At 43.6% G+C, this 20,504-nt stretch carries 15 protein-coding genes; all 15 read right to left on the bottom strand.

The genetic code is table 11. The features are described 5' to 3' along the window. The 15 genes from QR40_RS07435 to QR40_RS07365 all read right to left on the bottom strand — a co-directional run bounded on the left by QR40_RS07435 (position 1) and on the right by QR40_RS07365 (position 20,315). Positions 1–1,176: a uroporphyrinogen decarboxylase family protein gene (locus QR40_RS07435; RefSeq protein ID WP_044294173.1), complete on the bottom strand. Its 1,176-nt coding sequence runs from the start codon at positions 1,174–1,176 to the stop codon at positions 1–3. A gap of 35 nt (positions 1,177–1,211) precedes the next feature. After that, complete coding sequence (locus QR40_RS07430; RefSeq protein ID WP_027293118.1) at positions 1,212–2,630, bottom strand: L-fucose/L-arabinose isomerase family protein; 1,419 nt, start codon at positions 2,628–2,630, stop codon at positions 1,212–1,214. Between the two features lie 55 nt (positions 2,631–2,685). Further along, the gene (locus tag QR40_RS07425) at positions 2,686–4,851 is read right to left on the bottom strand and encodes a glycoside hydrolase family 36 protein (protein ID WP_044294172.1); all 2,166 of its coding nucleotides are present in this window, start codon (positions 4,849–4,851) and stop codon (positions 2,686–2,688) included. Between the two features lie 15 nt (positions 4,852–4,866). Beyond that, on the bottom strand, positions 4,867–6,900 hold the full coding sequence (locus QR40_RS07420) for an alpha-galactosidase (RefSeq protein ID WP_044294171.1): 2,034 nt from the start codon (positions 6,898–6,900) through the stop codon (positions 4,867–4,869). Positions 6,901–6,946: 46 nt separating this feature from the next. Further along, entirely contained in the window at positions 6,947–7,858 is a 912-nt protein-coding gene (locus QR40_RS07415) for a carbohydrate ABC transporter permease (protein WP_152614179.1), read from the bottom strand. Between the two features lie 33 nt (positions 7,859–7,891). After that, positions 7,892–8,824 (bottom strand): ABC transporter permease, encoded by a 933-nt coding sequence (locus tag QR40_RS07410; RefSeq protein WP_027293114.1) that lies wholly within the window; start codon positions 8,822–8,824, stop codon positions 7,892–7,894. 93 nt (positions 8,825–8,917) lie between these two features. Continuing rightward, entirely contained in the window at positions 8,918–10,651 is a 1,734-nt protein-coding gene (locus QR40_RS07405; RefSeq protein WP_044294170.1) for a type 2 periplasmic-binding domain-containing protein, read from the bottom strand. Between the two features lie 125 nt (positions 10,652–10,776). Then, positions 10,777–12,840: a glycoside hydrolase family 36 protein gene (locus QR40_RS07400; RefSeq protein WP_027293112.1), complete on the bottom strand. Its 2,064-nt coding sequence runs from the start codon at positions 12,838–12,840 to the stop codon at positions 10,777–10,779. 16 nt (positions 12,841–12,856) lie between these two features. Beyond that, complete coding sequence (locus tag QR40_RS07395; protein ID WP_044294169.1) at positions 12,857–13,819, bottom strand: hypothetical protein; 963 nt, start codon at positions 13,817–13,819, stop codon at positions 12,857–12,859. Between the two features lie 55 nt (positions 13,820–13,874). Continuing rightward, positions 13,875–14,903, bottom strand: a complete 1,029-nt coding sequence (locus QR40_RS07390) for a LacI family DNA-binding transcriptional regulator (RefSeq protein ID WP_044294167.1) — start codon at positions 14,901–14,903, stop codon at positions 13,875–13,877. 483 nt (positions 14,904–15,386) lie between these two features. Beyond that, entirely contained in the window at positions 15,387–16,415 is a 1,029-nt protein-coding gene (locus QR40_RS07385) for a LacI family DNA-binding transcriptional regulator (RefSeq protein ID WP_027293109.1), read from the bottom strand. A gap of 468 nt (positions 16,416–16,883) precedes the next feature. Continuing rightward, on the bottom strand, positions 16,884–18,188 hold the full coding sequence (locus tag QR40_RS07380; protein WP_044294165.1) for an ATP-binding protein: 1,305 nt from the start codon (positions 18,186–18,188) through the stop codon (positions 16,884–16,886). Beyond that, positions 18,185–18,916 carry a LytR/AlgR family response regulator transcription factor gene (locus QR40_RS07375; protein WP_044289226.1) on the bottom strand — a complete coding sequence of 244 codons (732 nt, stop codon included), beginning with the start codon at positions 18,914–18,916 and terminating at the stop codon, positions 18,185–18,187. Before QR40_RS07375 ends, QR40_RS07380 begins: the two co-directional genes overlap by 4 nt. A gap of 104 nt (positions 18,917–19,020) precedes the next feature. Then, positions 19,021–19,353, bottom strand: coding sequence for a helix-turn-helix domain-containing protein (locus QR40_RS07370; protein WP_027293106.1), 333 nt, complete (start codon positions 19,351–19,353; stop codon positions 19,021–19,023). A 206-nt stretch (positions 19,354–19,559) separates the two neighbouring features. Continuing rightward, entirely contained in the window at positions 19,560–20,315 is a 756-nt protein-coding gene (locus QR40_RS07365; RefSeq protein WP_044294163.1) for an alpha/beta fold hydrolase, read from the bottom strand. Positions 20,316–20,504: the final 189 nt, after the last annotated feature.

Genomic DNA, 20,504 nt, shown 5'->3' with positions numbered 1-20,504 from the left:
TCACCGCCTTGATTCCATGTTCAGCTTTTTACCAATGCATTCCCTCACCACTTTAACTGTCCGATTTGCACGGGCAAAGGCCTCGGACTGCGTATTCTGAGTGCTGCCATCCATAGCCATGCCCAGCGTATCCTCCACGAATGTGGCAAGCATAATTCCTCTGAAATCTTCAATGTTTTCAAACAATCTGGGATAGTACAGTTCCGGCTCCAGGGGGGCCGCATCCTGAATCAAAATGGCCATTTTTCCACTTAATTCCTTGACCATGCTGGAGAACACTGCAAAACCTGACATTGGGGAATTATTCACGGCTCTGATATTTCCGGTCTTGATCAGGTTGTTCACCTGATGAAGACCATTTCCGCAAAAATGAACCGTTCCACCGCTAAAAGCTTCAAATATCCTGGAATTGTAAGGCACCACAAATTCTTCATAAAGCTCCGGGCTTATAGAGACCAGATCATCATCGGATACCCAGATGCCCACACCCTTAGGTGCCCATACTCCCTGAAGACCATTGCTGCTGTCAAGACTCTCTCCGGTATGTTCTTTTTGAACCCTTACCCAGTGGATAAATGCGTCTGTAATCTTTTCCATCAGCTCATGAACAGCCTCCGGCTCCTCATACATCCAGACAAACAGATTGTCATAACCACACAGCTGTGCCGCTGTACACAAGGGGCTGTTCATATCACTTAGCCCTACCGGCAGATCACTGTGGGACCTGGCATAATCAATAAATTCAAGCACCCTGGGCATGACTCCGTCCCGATAGGGATCCGGCTGTCTTAATCTTGCAATATCAGAGACAGAGCTGATACAGGTTGTTTTCAAACCCGGGTCGTCTCCGAATCCGGTTGCCTCCTTGAATTTACATCCAAAGGCAGATGCCGTCACCCCCGTACCGAACCAGGGCATAAAATATGGAACGGTATCATCTCCCGTTACCGACTTCAGATGCCTTTCAAAACTCTCCTCCTGGTAGCGTACCATGCTGGACGGATTCTTCCAATAATCCCAGGGCATCGGGTTATTTCCATAGCCGAAATAGCAGGGTGTGTTAACCACCAACGGCACATCCTCTGATTTCGTAACCGGCTCAAGGCGAAACGTTTTCTCTATCTTTTTACAGCGGCTCTCAATCTCAAATCCCCGCCATGTCTTTAATACACCCATATCTATCCTCCTAAACAGCCTGCCGCATCTTATAATCAGTCACAGCGAATCACTTTGATATTCATAAACTTGCAGAACATTTCCAAATCATCAGCCGCTGTCTCGCTAAACACCAGAACACCATGGTGGATTGCTCCTGCTTCTATCATCGCAGCCTCCATCTTTTTGATATCCCTAACCTTTATCCAGGCATAGGTACCGCGTATAAAGGGTTCTATGTTCACTGATTCTCCGGTAGAAATAAACATTCTGTATTCGCCTTCATATTCCAACAGTCGGACACACGTAACAGGTCCCTCCTTCATGCGGAATTCAACCGAACCATCACAGGCATCACCCCATATGCCAAGACGCTCATTGGCCATAAGTTTTTTGGTATCTGATTGTGCACAAAGACTGGGCGCTGCATTTCCACAATGCCAGGCAAGCCACATGTTATCCTCCGTGGGATGCAGATCTGTCCAGTCGATAAAGACGGGTGTCTCCTCATCCATGGTCACCGCCCGGGTCAGCAGCATAGTTGCCGCTCCCAGCACATCCACCTCACAGGCAGTGATATATCCCTGTTGGTTCAATCTGGCAAAGGTTGAGCAGGCAGCAATACCGTACTTCTTCTGCAGCATTGCCCAGCAGCTCACCGCCATACAGTCTGCATCCAGCTCATCATAGGCACGCTTCAATGCAATTTCGTATTTGGCCTGCATGATAATACTTGATTCCGGGATAGTCTGATCACAGACAAAGCCGGCTTTGATATCCGTGACAGTATCCACAACCTGGGGATCGGTATCCTTTATTCTATCCAGCTGGTCAAACAGAGTTGCCAAATCCATGGTCTTGAGCATCTGGCTAAAGGTTCTCTGGAAATTTTCCTCGCTGAAAAACTGAGATTCGAACAGCAGTGGACGAGTGCCCAGCTGTGCAATTTTTGCTCCTTTGAACCGCTTGATTGCGTAAACTACCCGGGCAAAGCTTTCAAAACCTTCCTGAAACTCCGGTTCCTCCGGATTACAGGTATTGATATGCACGAACTTAAATCCGCGCCTCCGGATTGCGGAAGTAGTCATAAACTGCCCGCACCAAGTATCTGTTGAGCGGGATCCCTTGTGAATCGGCCCGCTTTTGGTACAGAAATGCAGAATTGGAATATTCTTGTTCAGGCCACTCAAGACCTCTCCCACTGCCACCTCCATACCAAAAGTCATGTTTCCCACTGCCAGCGCATCTATTTGCTCTGAAAGATAGAGCTCCAAAGCCTTTTTTCCCTCCTCCGGAGTGCTGACACAGCCATCCTCCGTCAATTCAGCGGACGGAACCACAATTTGGACCTTGTCCACCTGCTCCATTACCTTAAGACAACGGTCGCGCATTTTTCCTGCCCATTTTCCCGTAAACTGATTTCCGTCCCATGATTCCCAATTTGATGGCAAAAAGCCTATTTTTATTTGTTTCATATTCTCTTCCTCCTTAAATTCCATGCCGCTTTGAATATGTTTCTAGCTGGAGCTATTAACATGTTCTATACAAAATAAGTTCTGACGTATTGGCTGATTCCAGATGGATTCTAAGTCCTTGATTCATCAGCTCACTTCCCGGAACACGCAATACGGAACCGCTATTGTGGCAGGTAATCTCGTATTCCCTTGCCCCGTCAATTCCCCGCAGATACAACTGATAGTCCGGGGCAGCCTCCGATAGCTTGAATATACCGCAATACCCTTTAGTTTTGTCTGCATTAGCATACTCCAGCACACAAAAATCGGTCGGGCTGCTGACCCCAATATAAGGTGTATGGTGATATACGGTAGGATGATTTTCCATTACCTCCCTGCAAAATCCCTTTGCAAGCTTAATGTATTTTTTACTTTTTTCAAAATAAGGAACGCTGCGATCTGCATCCTGGGCCCCAAAGCCTACAAAAATGGGTACAGCAAACAGACATACCCGCAAATGCGTATCCAAATCTGCCTGAAGGTGAGCGAATGCTATGTGATTATGGTAATAGCAAATCGCCTCCGGCGGCAAAAACATACTCATGGTGTTAATGCAGCGAATGCTCAGGGGCATCTGACTAAAATCCGACTGAGTACAGTAATGAAATCTGGACAGCATCCCCAAATCATTTCGTCCACCACCGCTGGCACAGTTTTCAAAAACCGTATCCGGATATTTCTGCAGCATTTCCTCGAAAATTCCATACAAGGCTTCAAAATGCCGCCAGGCATTATTTTCTGCATAGCCATTCACCGGATGTTGAGCTCCCTCAAAATTTCTGGTGTTATAATCAATTTTAAAAATGTCCGGCTGCACCCGTTCAAAGATGCTTCGGATATATCCGGTTACATATTCCGCTGCCTGTGGATTGGAAAGATCCACATCCGCATCATTTTCAAAGTGCTTGACACCCTCAGGTTCATAATGTATCTTATATTCCGGATGCTCCTGATATAAATGGGAAGTAGCTTCGATTGCCTCTGGCTCCATCCAGAGGCCAAAGAGCATTCCCTGCTTATGCACATAATCCCGAATCCCGCGAAGACCTCCCTGAGGCAGAAAATCACCCTCAAACCAATCTCCCCGGTTATCCCACCAGCCGGCAAAATGATCTCCGTACCACCCCGCATCAACCACGAATGCCTCTATGCCCATTTCTCCTGCAATATCGATTTCCCGCAGTATCCAGTCCCCGGGCTCCTCCACAACACGTCCGGCTACCGTATACATGCCGGCTTTTCCCCTTCGCTGGGGAATGACAGAGGTTCTCAGATGACGATGCCATTCTGCCACGCAACCATCCACATTTCCATGCTGTGGACCTATATGGATCGCCGGCGAGACGACCTTTTCCTGGGGCGCGATTACCCGCAGAGGTGCTTTCCCCGACGGCCCCATCTCAAATGACAGCATTTTACTGACCCTGTCGTAGTAGAGGGATGTGGTAAAGCCTGCCGACCAGGCCAAGGCCATACAAAATATCTCTCCTGTAATTTTGTTTTTCACATAATAGTATGGGGGACCGAACACATTTCTCTGTCTGTTTTCCAGGGTGGTAACCGGTTCCTCTAAATCAATCCATTTCAAGTTTCCTTCCTCGGACTGGACATAAGAATCCAGATATGCCACTGCGAAAGGATAGTCAGGATTACCGCTGTCTGGCAGAGATTTCAGAAAGCCATACTCCTGCGTATAGTGAACATCCCAGAGAAGACCGCTCATAGGCGCAATTCTTGACAGTGCCGCAGGACGGTCACCCAGATTGGTAACTTCCAGCCATCTGGTGAGAAAATCCGTAGTGTCCAGCCTTGTGCATACCTTTACCTCTATGGGGCGCAGCTGATGCTTCAAGGTGACCATAACCAGAGTGTGTCCGTCCTGCACCGTTTCCTCTTGGCTCTCCATCCGCCAGCAGTTATGCAGAGACTGCCCGTCAATTTCCAGCCCAAAGCTGTTGAGCCTGTGTCCCACCGGGTGAATTCCTCGAAATTCCATCTGACTCATCCCCCGCATGGGCAGGGTTTCGGTTATATTTTCTCTGTGGATCTGTCCGGATGCCGACCAATACAGTCCAACATAATATCCGTCCTGGAGAGTCTCCTCATACACCGTGGTGCCGGATATATACCGTGTAACATCCCTTCCTCCGTTTTTATAAAATTCTAAAGCTTTTTTTGCCATATTCCTTCACCCTTTCTACGCTTGCCTTTTTGCTTCAAAAATATCAGAGGCTTGTCCGTGGACAGACAGATCAACAAGCACACCTTTTGTCATCAATTCCTTCCCTGACATTGACACTGTTTTTCCTGTATTCAGGGAGAACACTGTGTAGTCGACAGCTGCATCAAGTCCTTTGAGCCTTATTTTACCGGAAGATTGCTCCGCATCAGCACGGAACACAAAGGTAACCGCTTGCTCCTTGTCATAGGATACGCATGCCATCATGCGCCAGTCACAGCAGGTATCCGAATCATTATTATAATGGTAAACGTCCTGGGACAGCAGATGCCGCATGGTTTTATAATAAGGCAGGTTTCTTCTGATCGCATCATGAACTGCTGCCGGCCATAGTGAAATGCGTTCCGACAGATGACCGGTCAATGTTCCAAAACCAAACAGCCCCATCATCCTGCTCCTTACAACCGTATCTAATGCGGCAGGGTCGCTCTCCTTCAGCACCTCATCATGCTCGATCAGCCATGCTGAATTATAGGAGTTGGGATAAACATAGCTGGCAAACTCCATGTTGTTAATGACTTTTTCCGCTGGTGCCGAGCTGTCGCTGAGCCAGCTTGTGCGGATATAGGGTGCCAGGCCATAGTCAATCCTGGCCGGATAGCCGCAGGCCTCTATCACCAAATCCGGGAAGCGTTCATGTAGCTCTTTGAAAATCTCATATTTACCGGCCACCGCCATATAATTACCGTCTCCCTCCTGATGTCCATGATCGGTTCTTGTACATACAACCGGCTGAGAAAATGCAGAGTCATCCCACTTAATCCAGTCGAGCCGAAATTCCTCAATGATTCTGCTCACTGTCTCTACTATGTAGTTCTGTACTTCCTTACATCCCGTACAAATCTGCTTCACCCTCGGCCACCCTGCCACCTCGGTCAGGTCAAGAACGGCATGCTCATCCTGATTTTTTACCAGCCATTTTTCCGGTATCATACCGGTGGATACCCAATATTCGTCTATGATCATGGGGTCCACCCAAATACCAAATTTCATTCCCTTGCCATGGACATACTCTGCCATGGCGCGAAGCCCTTTCGGGAACTTCCTCCTGTCAGGCAGATAGTTTCCAAGCCGATAGCCCCATGCACCATCTCCCTCCACAGAGGAGCCCGCCCACCAGGAGGCATCAATATAGAAGTTTTCCACACCGATATCTGCTGCAAAATCAGCTTCTTTGCGGATCGTTTCCTCCACATCCTCACTCTCTGTTGACCAGATATCATAGGAAACCCATGGAAAATCCTTCATGGGCTGGGGCAGCACATGTCCCACCATATAGCGTCTCATGCTGTTGGTGGCCTCGTCCAGACCCCCTGTGGCTGCTCCCAGGAATACAGTCGGCGAAGTCAGTACCCCCCCTTCCTCCAAGGTCTGGCTAAAATTTTCAAGCCCCATTTTCAGCACAATGTGCCCCTTTGGGTCAGGAGTCACAGACAAGTTCCATTCCCGCTCCCATTCGATACCCAAAAACAGACTTTCCTGCCTCTGCGTGTTCTCCAAAACCAGCCAGCCGGCATTTTCCGGCATATTCCATTTTCCTCCCCGGATGGTCAGCGGATCCTCCATCACCTGGGTCTGCATGGAGTAAACGTCTTTCCTTATGCTGTAAGCCACTACCGGCTCTGCACACTGAAGGGAAATATTTACTGGACTGAAATTGGTAATACAAAGGGGATGGCTGCCTATATTTTTTAAAGTACATCCAATCTGCACTACTTGACAGTCCGAATGAATTTTGTACTGGCAGCTCAGGACCAGCCCATTTTTATGCGATGCTGTAATCGTAATTACACGGCATTCTCCCAGAATTTCCTCCTTTATTTGCCAGTCGTGCCAGTTCTCTGTCAATTCGGTTCCGTTTTCCTCTGCCAGGATTCCGCAGGCCGACTGGGAATCAGCCCACTCGAACCCCGTATCCATATTCTGAAAGCTTTTCAGGTATAGCTTTTCCCCTGTATGATTAAATTGAACAAAATCAGAATATCCTTTCATCTTTCCTACCACCTTTGTCGTTGTTTTTGTTTTTATTTCAATCTGATTATCCTTTTACGGACCCTACCATAACTCCCTTGATAAAGTACTTTTGAAGGAACGGATAAATCATCAGAATCGGCACTGTGGAAAGCACTACCACTGCCAGCTTAATAGACATGGAATTGGCATTTGCCAGACTTCCAAAATCCAGCCCCATAAGATTCACCGAACCCTGTTCAAAATTAGTCAGCGAACGGTTCATAACACTCTGCAAATAAGTTTGAATCGGTACCAGCTTACTGTTGGTCACATAATAAGCACCAGTAAACCAATCGTTCCAATGACCGACAGCCGTAAACAGTGCAATCGCCGCCAGTATGGGCTTGGAAATAGGGAGAATCAGACGCATCAGTATCTGAAGCTCATTGGCCCCGTCTATCCGCATAGATTCCTTCAGTTCAGTGGGAATCCCTTCAAAAGAAGTTCTCATGATGATACAATTCCATATACTGAAGACTGCAGGAAAAATGTACACTCCAAAGCGATTAATCAGGCCTAAGCTTTTCAGATTCAAATAAGTGGGAATGAGTCCCGCACTAAAAAGCATTGGAATCATCATGTAAATCATAATAAATTTTCTTCCAGGCAGATTTCTCTCCGAAACACCATATGCAACCATCCCCGTGACGGCAACACCCGCTACCGTACCAAGGACAGTCCTGAGAATTGTATTGACATATGCTCCCAGAATAATATTGTCCCGGAGACATACAATATAATTTGCAAGTGTAAACTGCCTGGGCCAGAAATAAATTCCTCCCCGCATGGTATCCACTCCATCATTAAATGAAAGTATTAAAATATACCACAATGGATAGACACAAAGAAAACCAAAAAACCCTAACAGTATCTTGATTACAGCATCAAAAGCAATGTCACTTTTGGATTTAATCTTTCTTACCTTTGCTTTTTTCAAAACAATCCCTTCCCTTCTCCTGCATACTTTTGCTTACCACAAGCTGGAATCACTGAGCCTTCGGCTAATGCTGTTCGTCGCTACTACCAGTATCAGATTAATTGCGGATAACGCCAGGCCAATTGCTGTAGACACGCTGTATTGTGCCTGTGCAAGTCCTAATCGCACAATATAAACATCCAGCACATTTGAAACCTCCATGTTAACCGGATTCGACAACGGCAGAATCTGATCATAGCCCGCCGACAGTAAGGAAGGCATTGTTAAAATTAACATAATAGCAATAGTAGGAACAATACCCGGCAGATTAATATGCCAAATACGTTTAATTCGTCCAGCCCCATCTATCTTTGCAGCCTCATGAAGCTGTGGGTCAATGTTGGCAAGTGCCGCAATATAGATAATCGCTCCCCAGCCAAGGTTCTTCCACAAATAACTGAGGACAATCAATGCTCTGAAATATTCCACTTTTCCCATAAAATGTATTTGATCCATCCCCAGGGAACCCAGCATAGAATTGACAACACCTGTATCCAGAGCCAGTAACGAGTTCAATATGTATGCAACAACAATCCAGGATATAAAATAGGGGATATAAGATACACTTTGAACCAGCTTCTTATATTTTCCGTTTGCCAGCTCGTTGAGTATCAACGCAAATATAATCTGTGCAGGAAAATTTATGACTGTCCTTAAAACGGTTATAAGTATGGTATTTTTAAAGGACTGCCAAAAATACGGATCGGTTAAAAAGGAGAAGTTTTTCAGACCATTCCAATTACTATCCCAAAGTCCCAATTCCATTCTGTAATCCTTAAAAGCTGCCAAGATTCCTACCATCGGCTTATAGGAAAACAGAAACAACAGTACAATGCCCGGCAAAATAAATAAATAATTCCATGAATATTTCTGAATTATCTTTTTTACCGAACGTTTATTTCTTACCTGGCTGTTTGTCCGCAACATACTTCCTCCTCCATCCTTTTACTCGTATTTGGTGAAACGTGGCAGTGTTCTCACATCTTTTCACTGCCACACCACACCGGACAAATCACTGTCTTACTTCATTTTTGCATATTCCGTATCAAACTCTGCCTTTACCTCACTCCAATGCCCCTGCTGCTCAAGCTGTGCCTGATACTCTGCCCACAAAGTGTCAAATTCTGCCTCACCGCAGGCTACCAGTCTGCTGAAATAGTCGTTATCCAACTGCTTCAAAATACTAAAGTTGGTAGTGTAAGCACCATTGGCTGAAAACTGGATTCTATCCGAGTCCGGTCTTTTAATTGCATAGCCTTCTACCTCAGAATTCGATTTATGCATATTGAAAATCCAGAATAGCTGTTCCTCATTTTCCTTCCGATAGTAATTCAAATCTTTATCGAAAGGCGCAACGCCCACTGTGGTTGTATAGCCATATTCGGTCATAGCATTGTAATCGTTCATGGCTTCAATCAGCTTCTCATCGGTGATCTGGAAATACGGCTCTCCCAGCTCCTCATCAAAGTCCCAGGTTGTACCACGGGGGCCATAGCTCAGCTCCCACTGTCTGTACTTACCCTGCTCCGCAAAATAGTCAACTAACTTTGCAACTGCCTCAGGATTCTTGCATGATTTTGTGACATAAAGCGCGGGTGTACCATAGGGATCATACTGTGCAGCCGCTCCGGCTTTTTCTATTCCATCCGCCAGTGGGTACTCCAGGATATCCATTTCACTGGCTTCATTTTTGCCTACCGTCACTGCACTCCAGAAGTTAAATGCATTCGTCATCACCAGACCAACCCGCTTGGTCATAATCTTTTCTGTCAACTGATCATTTTTCTGGGTAATGAATTCCGGATCGATCAGCCCTTGATTGTACAATCTGTTCATCCACTTCATTGCTTCCATAGTTTTAATGTGATCCCTGAAGTGAAGCATCTTGCCATCCACCTCATGGAAACCGCTTCCCGCCGTGGAAACTCCGAAGGAAGTCAGAAGGCTCCTATACCATTCACCCGCCTCGCCCATTGACATTGGCTGTATAGTCTGTCCTGATTCGTTCTGCAGCCCCTTCTCCTTCACGGCTTTCAGAAACGTTTCGATTCCCTCCAGATCCTTGACGTCATCTGACGTCATACCCACCGCTTCCAGATATTCCGGGAAAATGTACCATCCATCGGCTGCCCAGAACCCGTATTTGGATTCCATATCCTCATACCAGTTATGAGGGTAGCCATAGATGCTGCCGTTCTCATACTTGCATAAATCCATCACCTCGGAGGGAATTGAAGCTAAATTAGGATATTTGTCAGATTGGTTTAAATATTCATCAATTGGAACTACTGCCCCCGAGTTAACCAGCTTCTGCTGCCAGGTCATTGACATGGTGGTTGAGGACGGCAGCATGATAACATCATAATCCTCATATCCACCTCCGCTTATCATCAGATTAAATGCTTCATCTGCTGTTGTTCCCGAATTCAGGAAGGTCGTATTAAAGGCAACTCCAGTTTTCTCTGCAATCAGCCTTCCGATTTCAGTGTCCATCTGATTAACGGAGGTAGCTGCCGAAACCAAAGCATTGCCTACCCACGCATTTAAGATGACCAGATCATCTGACTTTCCCTCTGCACTGTCGGACGCTTCCTCATCCGAACCCTTCGAGTCTGTTGATTCTCCTCCGGACTTTTCACTGTCGGGTGCTTCTCCGCTGCTTCCCCCGTTACCGCAGCCGCTTGCCATCAGTAGTGTACCTGCCGTCAAAGTAACACTCAATAATAACGAAACCGCCTTTACATGTTTTTTCATCAATACACCTTTTCCCTTTCATATGGTTTTATTTATTATATCAAGGGCAAACCCTTTTCGGGTAATACACCCTTCACATCCCTTGATTAATCATACTTTCATCTTTCCTGCTTCTCCTGCCGATTTTATTCCTCTTGCATTTGTCTATAGAAATACAACTTGCTTCCCGGTTTTTCAGAAATTGTAATCTCAAGTCCTGTCTCTGACAGCTCTGAGCCTTTTTTACATATCCGTTCTTCCGTATCTACATCCTCTATCTCATACATTCCCTCCGCTTCTAATCCGCGCAGGACAAACTGTGCTGTGCAATAAGCGCTGAACGGCCTTTTCAAAACCATTACCATGCCCTCCTCAAGATCTTTACGATTCATCTGATAAGCAAACCAGTCAGTTCGCTCAAAGGAACATACATTTTCTTCATATGCCCAAGGACCTCCAAATAACTTTGCCTGATTCAGTCCCGAAATCGTTAGTGGATAATAATCACCGTAATAATATGGCCTTGCACGGCGGAGCTGGTTCATAATGGAGCGTGCCCAAGAGAACGGAAACTCACGCTCTTTAAAAGCTCCCAGTTGTTCCCTTGTACCGTTTAAATCTGTTATGGCAAAACCTACTCCGGGGCAAAACGCACTTCGCATATGGTAGGTATCCTCCGGTATGGTGGTGACCAGGGTACCGTAATGAGCACGCCAGAAAGACAATCCCTCCGTTGCAATCTGATTGCCTATGGGATCGGAATCTGGGGCAATGGGATAATCTGAACGGGATAAATCCACTGCACGGGTAATCGTATCTAGGTCTCCCCTCTGTACAATGTCGAAAATTAAATCCGGATGCCTACGCCTTAGCTCATCCCAAAACTCCAGCAACCCTTCCACATAACGGATCTGGGTCATTCCCCTACGGTCCGGTGTATCCACAGAGTTCCAATAATATGCCAAACCTGAATCATTGCAGTCCTGACGAAAAATGTCAATTCCAATCTCCGAAATCGTCCTGGAAATCATATCTGTCATCCATTTTCTAGCTTCCTCATTGCCGAAGTCATACAGTCCGAACCGAACGTAGGGAAGATCCTTATGTCCACCAAAATTCGTAGCCTTATCTCCAATAATCCACTCCGGATGCTCCTTACTGATGGGTGTTCCCACCACTACACGCTCCGGTTCAAACCAAAGCAGATATTTCATGTTATGTTTATGAGCCGCATCACTGATTGGCTTAAGTCCTCTGGGATGGGCTGTTTTGTTGATCCGCCAGTCACCGGTATACAAAAACCAGTCTTCCTCGCCAAATACCTGATATTCGTCTTCCTCACGATCCGGTCCATACCAGCCAGCATCCATCCAAAAAGCATCATACTGCATATTTTCTGCCTGAATCTTATCCATCAATTCCAGCGCATGCTCCTCCTTCAGGCCGCCCCAGCCGCCGTGGCAAATGGGAACCTCCACCGGTTTTCCGTTGTAATGGGGTGTATGATAAATAAGATTATGTCTGCGAAGACTGTTCTGAGCCTCAATCCACTCTCCCTCCCATGGCATCAGCAGAATCCTTGGGGTTCTGATCTTTTCCTCTGGCTTAAGGGAAATGTTAGTCTCATTCATGCCGGCCTTCAGTTCTATTTCATCAGCTCCTGTCTTTTCTGCAGATATGATCCAGCTGCCTGCCCAGCCCACCGCACCAATCCAGCCGCGGCCATTCTGACAGATATTGAAAAACGGAATCGATTCTATTGTCTTGCCTCCGGGGCTGTCAATCTGAAATTTTCTACCCGGCTTCAACGGATAATTGCGCAGCGCATAGTTGTCCACTCCCGCCTCCGGGAAGCAGCCCTTAGAATACAGAACCGAGGGAATGATGTCTGGATCCACTGTCAAATTCATATGCAGCGGCAAAAGGTTGGAGATTACAGGCGAATGACAAGTTCCAATATTTTCAAGATAAAGAATCCATTCCACTGCATTGTTGTTCAAAAATTCAGTCATTTCACAGGTGAGCCGAATCAGCCCATCGTCTGATACATAGACTCGTTTGTGTAGGATTCTGTCACTATCCTGCCAGGCAATTTCGTCTTTCCACTTCCACTCCTTGTCAATGTTATCCAGCTGATTCCGTCCATACTGAATAGTAAACGGCGGAAGTTGAGATGCTCCTATTTTTTTCAGACAATTTTCGTAAGACATAATCTTCCTCTCTCTCTTATCTTATTGATTCTGCTTCAAAACTAAGATACCACTTATATTCCCCTTTTGCAGGAAGCACACTGTTTTGCTTATGCATTCTAGCCAGATCTATCCGATCATATGCCCCAGTGCAGGGCTCAAACGCAATGTTATGATATCCGTGAAAGCTTCCCTCATTTACCCAAATACTAAAATACGGAACAGTCTCTACCGGGAAATACATGGTCAGCTTCATACCGGTCTGATTGTATCGATAGGCGCACCAACCTTCCCCCAGAGTATGGTCAAAGTAAATTTTATAATTATTTCCATCCTCCCGGATTGCAGGGGTAGTGCTCAAATTCTGAATACTGCCATCCCGCCGCCGTGTCACCGGCCAGGTCATTTTGTCTCCGTACAGTCCAAACCCGGCATCATATGCGAACACACAAGTCAGCTTGGGATCCTCCATACTTGGCAGCAATATTTCCGCTCCCTCTTCCGATTCAAGCATTGCATGTGCCGCCCAAAGGAAATCCATATCAAATTGGCTGAGATTCAAAACCCGATACCTAATAGAAAGGCGGCTCTTAGAATAAAATCGGATTTCCTTTTCAAACCGATAGGGAAGCCGGACACCATATACCCACATGCGAATACAACTGTCCTCCATTGCATAATCCCATTCAAGGCTGCATATCTCCCCATGGTCCGGCAGCTTGATTCCTGACCAGGGATACTGCTCATAGTAGACCGGGTCTATGGTGGGAAACATGTCGTCAAACCCGCTGCATTCTGCCTCAACATAGTTCCCATCATAGTGATATTCCTTATAAGCAGAGGACTGTGCCTGCACCAATAATTCCTTTTGTTTTTCCTTGTAAACCAGGGAAACCATCTTTCCTCCGCACCCTGGTAAAAATTCCGCTCTTATGCAATCATTTTCTATTACAACGGATTTTTTATCCTTATAGCAGGAGCCATATGTCAATATCCCCATTGTCACTTCCTCCCTTTCACTCAACGTACCCACAGAATAAACAGAACCTGGGGAACTATAAATAATAGTCAATAATACTTTTCAAAACAACCCGGGGCGCAATTAAAACCTCTTTTTCCACCTCCAGCTGTCCCACCAAATGGCGATAAAGCATTTTTACGGCATATCTTCCCTGCTTTATGGGATCCTGGAATATAATTCCACTAATCGTCCCATCCTCTACATAGCTTCTGACCTCCTCAAAAACATCGGTTCCCAATATTTGAATATTCTTGATATTGTTGTCCTTCAAACATTTGCATACCGCAACCGAATTCCCCGTTGCGATATACACACCGCCAATACTTTCGCTGCCCTTTAAAATCTTTTCAGACAAATAGTAGGCAATCTGAGGATCATCCTGTGTTTCATAAACTCCTTCCACCTCCAAGCCGTTGCTGTCCGCTTCCTTTAAAAAGCCTGCCAGCTTTTCTTTGTGCTCAACAAAGTCCTTATTTCCGATAAAAACCGCTACTGTTCGCTCCTTCTGTACAATACGACTCATAAATTCCGCTGCCAGCTTTCCCGAGACATAGGTATCCACCTTCACACAGCACAAGCGTTCAAAGCCCATCAAATCGGAACCTAGCAGCACTGTAGGAACCGCCAGCTTATTCACCGCCTCCACAAAGCCCTTGTTATCGGCATCCTGGTGATAGGAGCATATGATAATAGCATCCACCTTATCCTCCATGCAGTCCGTGACCGCCTGCATGGTTTTCTCCTTGGTATAAGGTGCTGAAATTGTATAAAACCTTCCCGAAACGTTATAGTCCGCTAGCTGCCCCAGCTCTCGCTGTACACCTTTCTTTAATTCATTATAATATTCCGGCCATTCCTCTGTTGTAATGATTCCAATGTGTATTGGCTTCCGTGCCAAACTTTGTGCCACACGGTTCACCCGATACCCCATAGTATCCGCCTTCTTTAGAACAATGTCTCTGGTTTTCTGGCTGATTCCTTTTTTATCGTTCAAAGCCTTGTACACCGTATTGATAGAGACATCCATTTCTCTGGATATGTCCTTCATTGTTACACGCTGCATTTTAATCCTCGTTTCTTGGATAAACGTTTATCTTATTGTCGTCGCTTAAATGATGCGTTATATAACAGTTTTTCACTTATACAAAGTAATTTCTTCTGTATTTAACTCGTTTTTTAGATAAATCTTCTTATAAACTGTATTAGTCTATACTTTTTTCTTTTTTTACAGGGTGAACGTTTATCCTTTAAGCACATAATACTATATACTTTTTCGTATGTCAATAGTCTTTTTTATTTATTTTATCCATTATGTTTAATACTTTTTTCTTATACCTGATTATGTTATGGTATATTTGTGAATATATCCAGAAAAACATTTTACTTTTTATGCATTTTGTATATAGTTATTTTCTCTCTAGCACTAAGATATGGTTTTACATCCATTTTTTTATTCATACAGTTTAAAGAGTGCATTTTTCCTATAATAAAAAACACCTATACCTATGTTACTTCATAGATATAAGTGTTCTCATTCGGATAATATTCAAGAATAGTAATCAATGATGCTTTTCAATACAACCTGGGGTGCAATCAAGAGCTCCTTTTCCACCTCCGCGTGCTCAACCAAATGACGATAAAGCATTTTCACGGCATATCTGCCCTGCTTTACAGGATTCTGAAATATGATTCCGCTCATGGTTCCATCCTTCACATAACTTCTGAGTTCTTCAAAAACGTCCGTTCCCAAAATCTTAATATTTTTAACCTTGTGATCCTTCAGGCATTTGCAAACGGCAACCGAGTTGCCCGTTGCGATGTAAATTCCGCCGATATTGGAACCGCTCTCCAGAAGCTTATCCGTCAAATAATACGCAATCTGCGAATCATCTTGTGTTTCAAAGACACTTGCAACCTTCATACCTCTATCATTAGCTTCTTCCAAAAAGCCCGACATTTTCTCTTTATGCTCCGCAAAATCCTTATTTCCAATAAACGCGACCGCAGCCTGCTCCGGCTGTATTATCTGACTCATGAGTTCTGCTGCCAGTCTTCCCGAAGTATAGGTATCTACCTTTACACAGCACAGACAGTTAAATCCCTCCAAACCGGACCCCAATGCCACCGCCGGAACAGCCAGCTTATTCATGGCTTCCACAAATCCTTTATTGCCTGCATCCTGATGGAAGGAGCAGGCAATAATAGCGTCCACCTGATCGTCCAGGCAATCCGAAACTGCCTGCATGGCCTTCTCCTTGGTATAGGGTGCTGAAATCGTATAAAATTTCCCCAAAATGTTATAATCAGCCAGCTGCTCCAACTCCAACTGTATACCCTTTTTTAAATTATTATAATATTCTGGCCATTCCTCAGTTGCAATGATTCCGATGCAGATGGGCTTACGTGCCAGACTTTGGGCAGCACGGTTCACCTGATACCCCAGCTCATCTGCTTTTTTCAAAATGGCTTCCCTGGTTTTCTGGCTAATCCCGCTTTTCCCATTCAAAGCCTTATAAACAGCATTTACAGAGACATTCACTTCTCTTGATATGTCCTTCATTGTCACACGTTCCATCCGATTTCCTCATTTCATCCTATGTTTTATCCAAAATCCGACAGGCAATGCCGGAAAATACCGGATTGCATTTCCATTATACTTTATCCGTTTCCAAAATTCCATATTTTTATTGAAATGGCATTGTTCAAAATTACATTATTCCTGAAAATCCAGAGAAAAATAAGGCAAAAGCTTTTCTCCCATGCTTCTGCCTTACCTTTACATTCATTTTTCTCCTGAACCGCTGCCTTCTGTTACAGCGTCAGGAATTTTCCCACTAACTTTTCTTCACTCACACTTCTTATCGGGTACACACATTTTCTCCCAAAATTCCCCGATATCCATTTCTTGTCATTAATCTCCTCCTTCGTTCTTATATACCATTGCTTGCTATGGGGAAATCATAACACATTTTCTTAATATTGTCCTGCGATGTCCGTTAACGATAGGTTTTTTGACCACATACTTAGGATTCTGAGACACGCTTTAGAAAAATAAAGTCACAAAAACCCTGAATATTTTGTCATCAAATTCATACTCCACACAGCCTCCATATTTATCCGCTGCCGACTGAATACTTTCCATCCCCAGGCCATGCAGTTTCTTGTCCTTTTTACCGGTCTCAAACCGTCCATTTCTTTTTATTGGCTGAACTTCCATACTGTTTTTAACAGAAATCAACAGCAGTCTGTTTTTTTGTGATATTTCCACAGAAATCCATTTCTTCCCATAATGGACTAATTCACACGCTTCAATGGCGTTATCCAGCAGATTTCCCAGAATAACACATATATCATTGTCTTTTACCATAACCTTATTCAATTTCTCTACTTTACATTTCATATGAATATTTTTATGTATAGCCTCTGTCTTTTTGTAATTCAAGATTAAATCTATAATCTGATTTCCCGACCATACACATTCGTTTAATGCCTCTACCGGACCAATAATACTTTCCATATACTCCATAGCAGCTTCCTGCTTTCCCACCTTCATATACCGGTACATAATATTCACATGTTTCTTTAAATCATGAAAAATCTTCTGATTATCGCGGTACATCTGATTCAAATCACCCCAGCTGTCTTCCAGAAGCTGGTTTCGGATAAGTATCATCTTGGTATTTTCTTTTTCGTTCCGATACATTACATAAAGTCCAAATATCATAGCAATCATAAGAATCAGAGCCAAAAACAAAAACCAGTCAGCTATAAATCCCATACTGACTTCATTTGCATAAACCTTCTGAAAGTTTGATACTCCGATAAATCCAATCCCGCTAAGCATAAGGAGTCCCTTTGTATAATAGCTGATACGAATGGACGACCTTTCAAACAGACCTTTTAAATGTTTATATAAAATAAATGCTCCCACTCTTGTAAACAGCAGAATAAGGACCCTGCTGACACTTAAATCATTATCAATTATAATCCCAAAATCAGGCCGTCTGACCAAAATGCTTACCAGATATATGTTCATCAGATCAGACAAAGCCAGACCAATATTGAAAATTGCAGAGATTGTAAAAATTTGTATAATACTCTGCCGGTACAGCAAAAATCCGGAAAGAAAGACCAGTAAGATCGTCAGGAGCAGAACCCATCTTGAAAATAAAAGAACCCGTCTGTTCATAACCAGTATAGCCGCAACGAAGATCGTTACGATCTCTATTAATACATTATATTTTTTTCCGGATACTCTTTTATCAAAGAAGATCCCCATCATTTTCAAACAAAGCTGTATTTCTGCCGCTGTTAATAGAAATTGCATTCCTTCCAGAAATATGTTCATTTATAATACCTCCAGAACGTATGTATTTTCTCTTTTACTTCCTTCAGCCTGGACTGGCTGACTTTCAGACTAATCCGGCCTTCCATTTCCAGAACATTGCCCATCAAACCAACTACATGAAAAATATTAATGATATATCCTTTTTCAATAAAAACAAAATCCCTTGGCGACAATTTTGCATATACCTGGCGAAGGCTCTTCCGTTCATGCCTGCTGCCTGTTTTCGTTACAAATACAGCATTCTTACCATCCCTGAATATATAGATGATATCCCGATATAATATTTTTTCAAACCGCAGCTCCGTATTAATAATATAGTATTCTTCGGCCTGAAGACTGAGTTCCTTTTGAATTGCCTCAAGAGCTTCCGGAATCTTTTCTTCCAGCATTTCTTTGGGGATAAAACGAAATGCCCTCACCTTGAAAGCATCCAGAACCACTTCAAAATGCGAAGTAATAAATATAATATAAGATTCAACACTCTGCTTCACTAATTTTTCTGCGAGTGTTAAACCATCCATATCCGGTAGTTCTATGTCCAGGAAATAGATCTGATAACTTTTGTTACCGCCTAAAGCAAATAATAACTGCTTAGAACTCCCAAAGACTTCTACATTTTTCTCTATCCTCTCGCTGTTCAAATAATTAATAATATTCTGTTTTATCAAATCCGCACAATTTTCATTGTCATCTACAACTGCAATATTAACCATAACTGCACTCTCCATAGTATTTATCTCATTCCCACACTTTATCCTGCAACCGATGTACTTCATCAATTTTTTAACTATATATAAAAACAGCCGTACGCTCTACACATACGGCTTGCTGTTTATTCTCTCATCCCTCCCTTTAACGCTTTTACTACTTTTAATATCATTTTCATCTCTTTGTTTGTACAATCACGCATTTCCATCGTAATATCATTCAATTGAAAATCTCTCGATTTCTTGACACTGTCACATAAAAGTTCATCCACGGAGACTTCGAAAATATTGGCTATTTTCACGATTGTTTCCAGACTGCCTTTCGACTTAGCAGTTTCCAGATTACTGATATATTGTGTAGATAAGCCAATGTTTTCCGCGAGCTGTTCCTGGGTAATGCCTTTACTTTTTCTAATCTTCTTGATTCTTTTTCCTAATTCGATATAATCCACTACCATATTGCTCTTCCCTCCTGCATTTGACTTTATTTTATGCAAGATACGGCAAAATTATAATGGACTATAAGTTTAATTCATTCTAATAATTATATTTTTATATAACTATTCATTGATTTTTTGCAAAAAATCCATGTAATGATTATAGTAAAAACCTTTTCTCCCATACAGAACTAAGCTGTTGGCATTAAAATTTTTTTATGCGTTCTCTATTCTTGTAAAAAACTACATGCTGCCTCATAAAATTCCTGCCCGTTTGACAACAGTGCAGGATGTCCGCCTTTTTCAAAGAGCTTTATTTTGCCATGCCCAATTTTCTCAATCAGTCCCTGATACACATCATCATAAAATTGAGGCGTTGCAAACTCATCCTCGCGGCTTCCTGTAAATAATATATCTGCCTTAAGCATTGATAAAGGCCTGTGAAAGAATTTCCCGTTCCCTATGTAATGATCATGGATCGCTTTTGTATCACAGTCTACTACCTGTTCCCAGGTTTCTCCATGATTAAATATATAAAAGCCCCTTATACCTTCGTCCTGCTTGGATGCTTCTCTGTCTTCTATAACATTTTCTACAAATGCCTTCAAAGGGGTGTCCCCTTCAAAACTGTCAGCTATTACTTTATTTACCAGATCCGGCCGCTCTAACGCAACATTAATTGCAACCTGGGCACCACCGCTGCTTCCGATAAGGTTTACCTTCTGATAGCCAGTTTGTTCTAAAAATGCTATTACCTGCATCGCTTCGTCAAACCATAAATCTGTCTGGAATTCTTCCACACGTTCTGATTTGCCATTCCCCAGAAAATCAATCAATATGGTTTTAAAATTCTTTCGGTACAATTTTTCAACTTCTGCAAACATTCTGGATGACGCGGTATTACCATGCAGTAACAGAAGGGGATATCCCTTCCCATTTTCTTCGTACCAGCATTTCTTGTCTCGATATATAAAATATGGCATATGTTTCCTCCGTTAAATTTAGTTGTTATTTATTCTATTTGTTTATTCGTTTTTTGGCTATTAGTTCTGGCTATACGTTTTTGTTTATTCGTTTTTGCTATCAGTTCTGGCTATCAGTTCTGGCTATTAGTTCTGGCTATCAGTTCTGGCTAACTGTTCTGGCTATTAGTTCTGGCTATTAGTCCTGGC

It is taken from the genome of Robinsoniella peoriensis (assembly GCF_000797495.1).
Taxonomy (GTDB): Bacteria; Bacillota; Clostridia; order Lachnospirales; family Lachnospiraceae; genus Robinsoniella; species Robinsoniella peoriensis.
The sequence above is the reverse complement of the archived record's forward strand: the minus strand, read 5'-3'. Positions and strand labels throughout refer to the sequence as shown.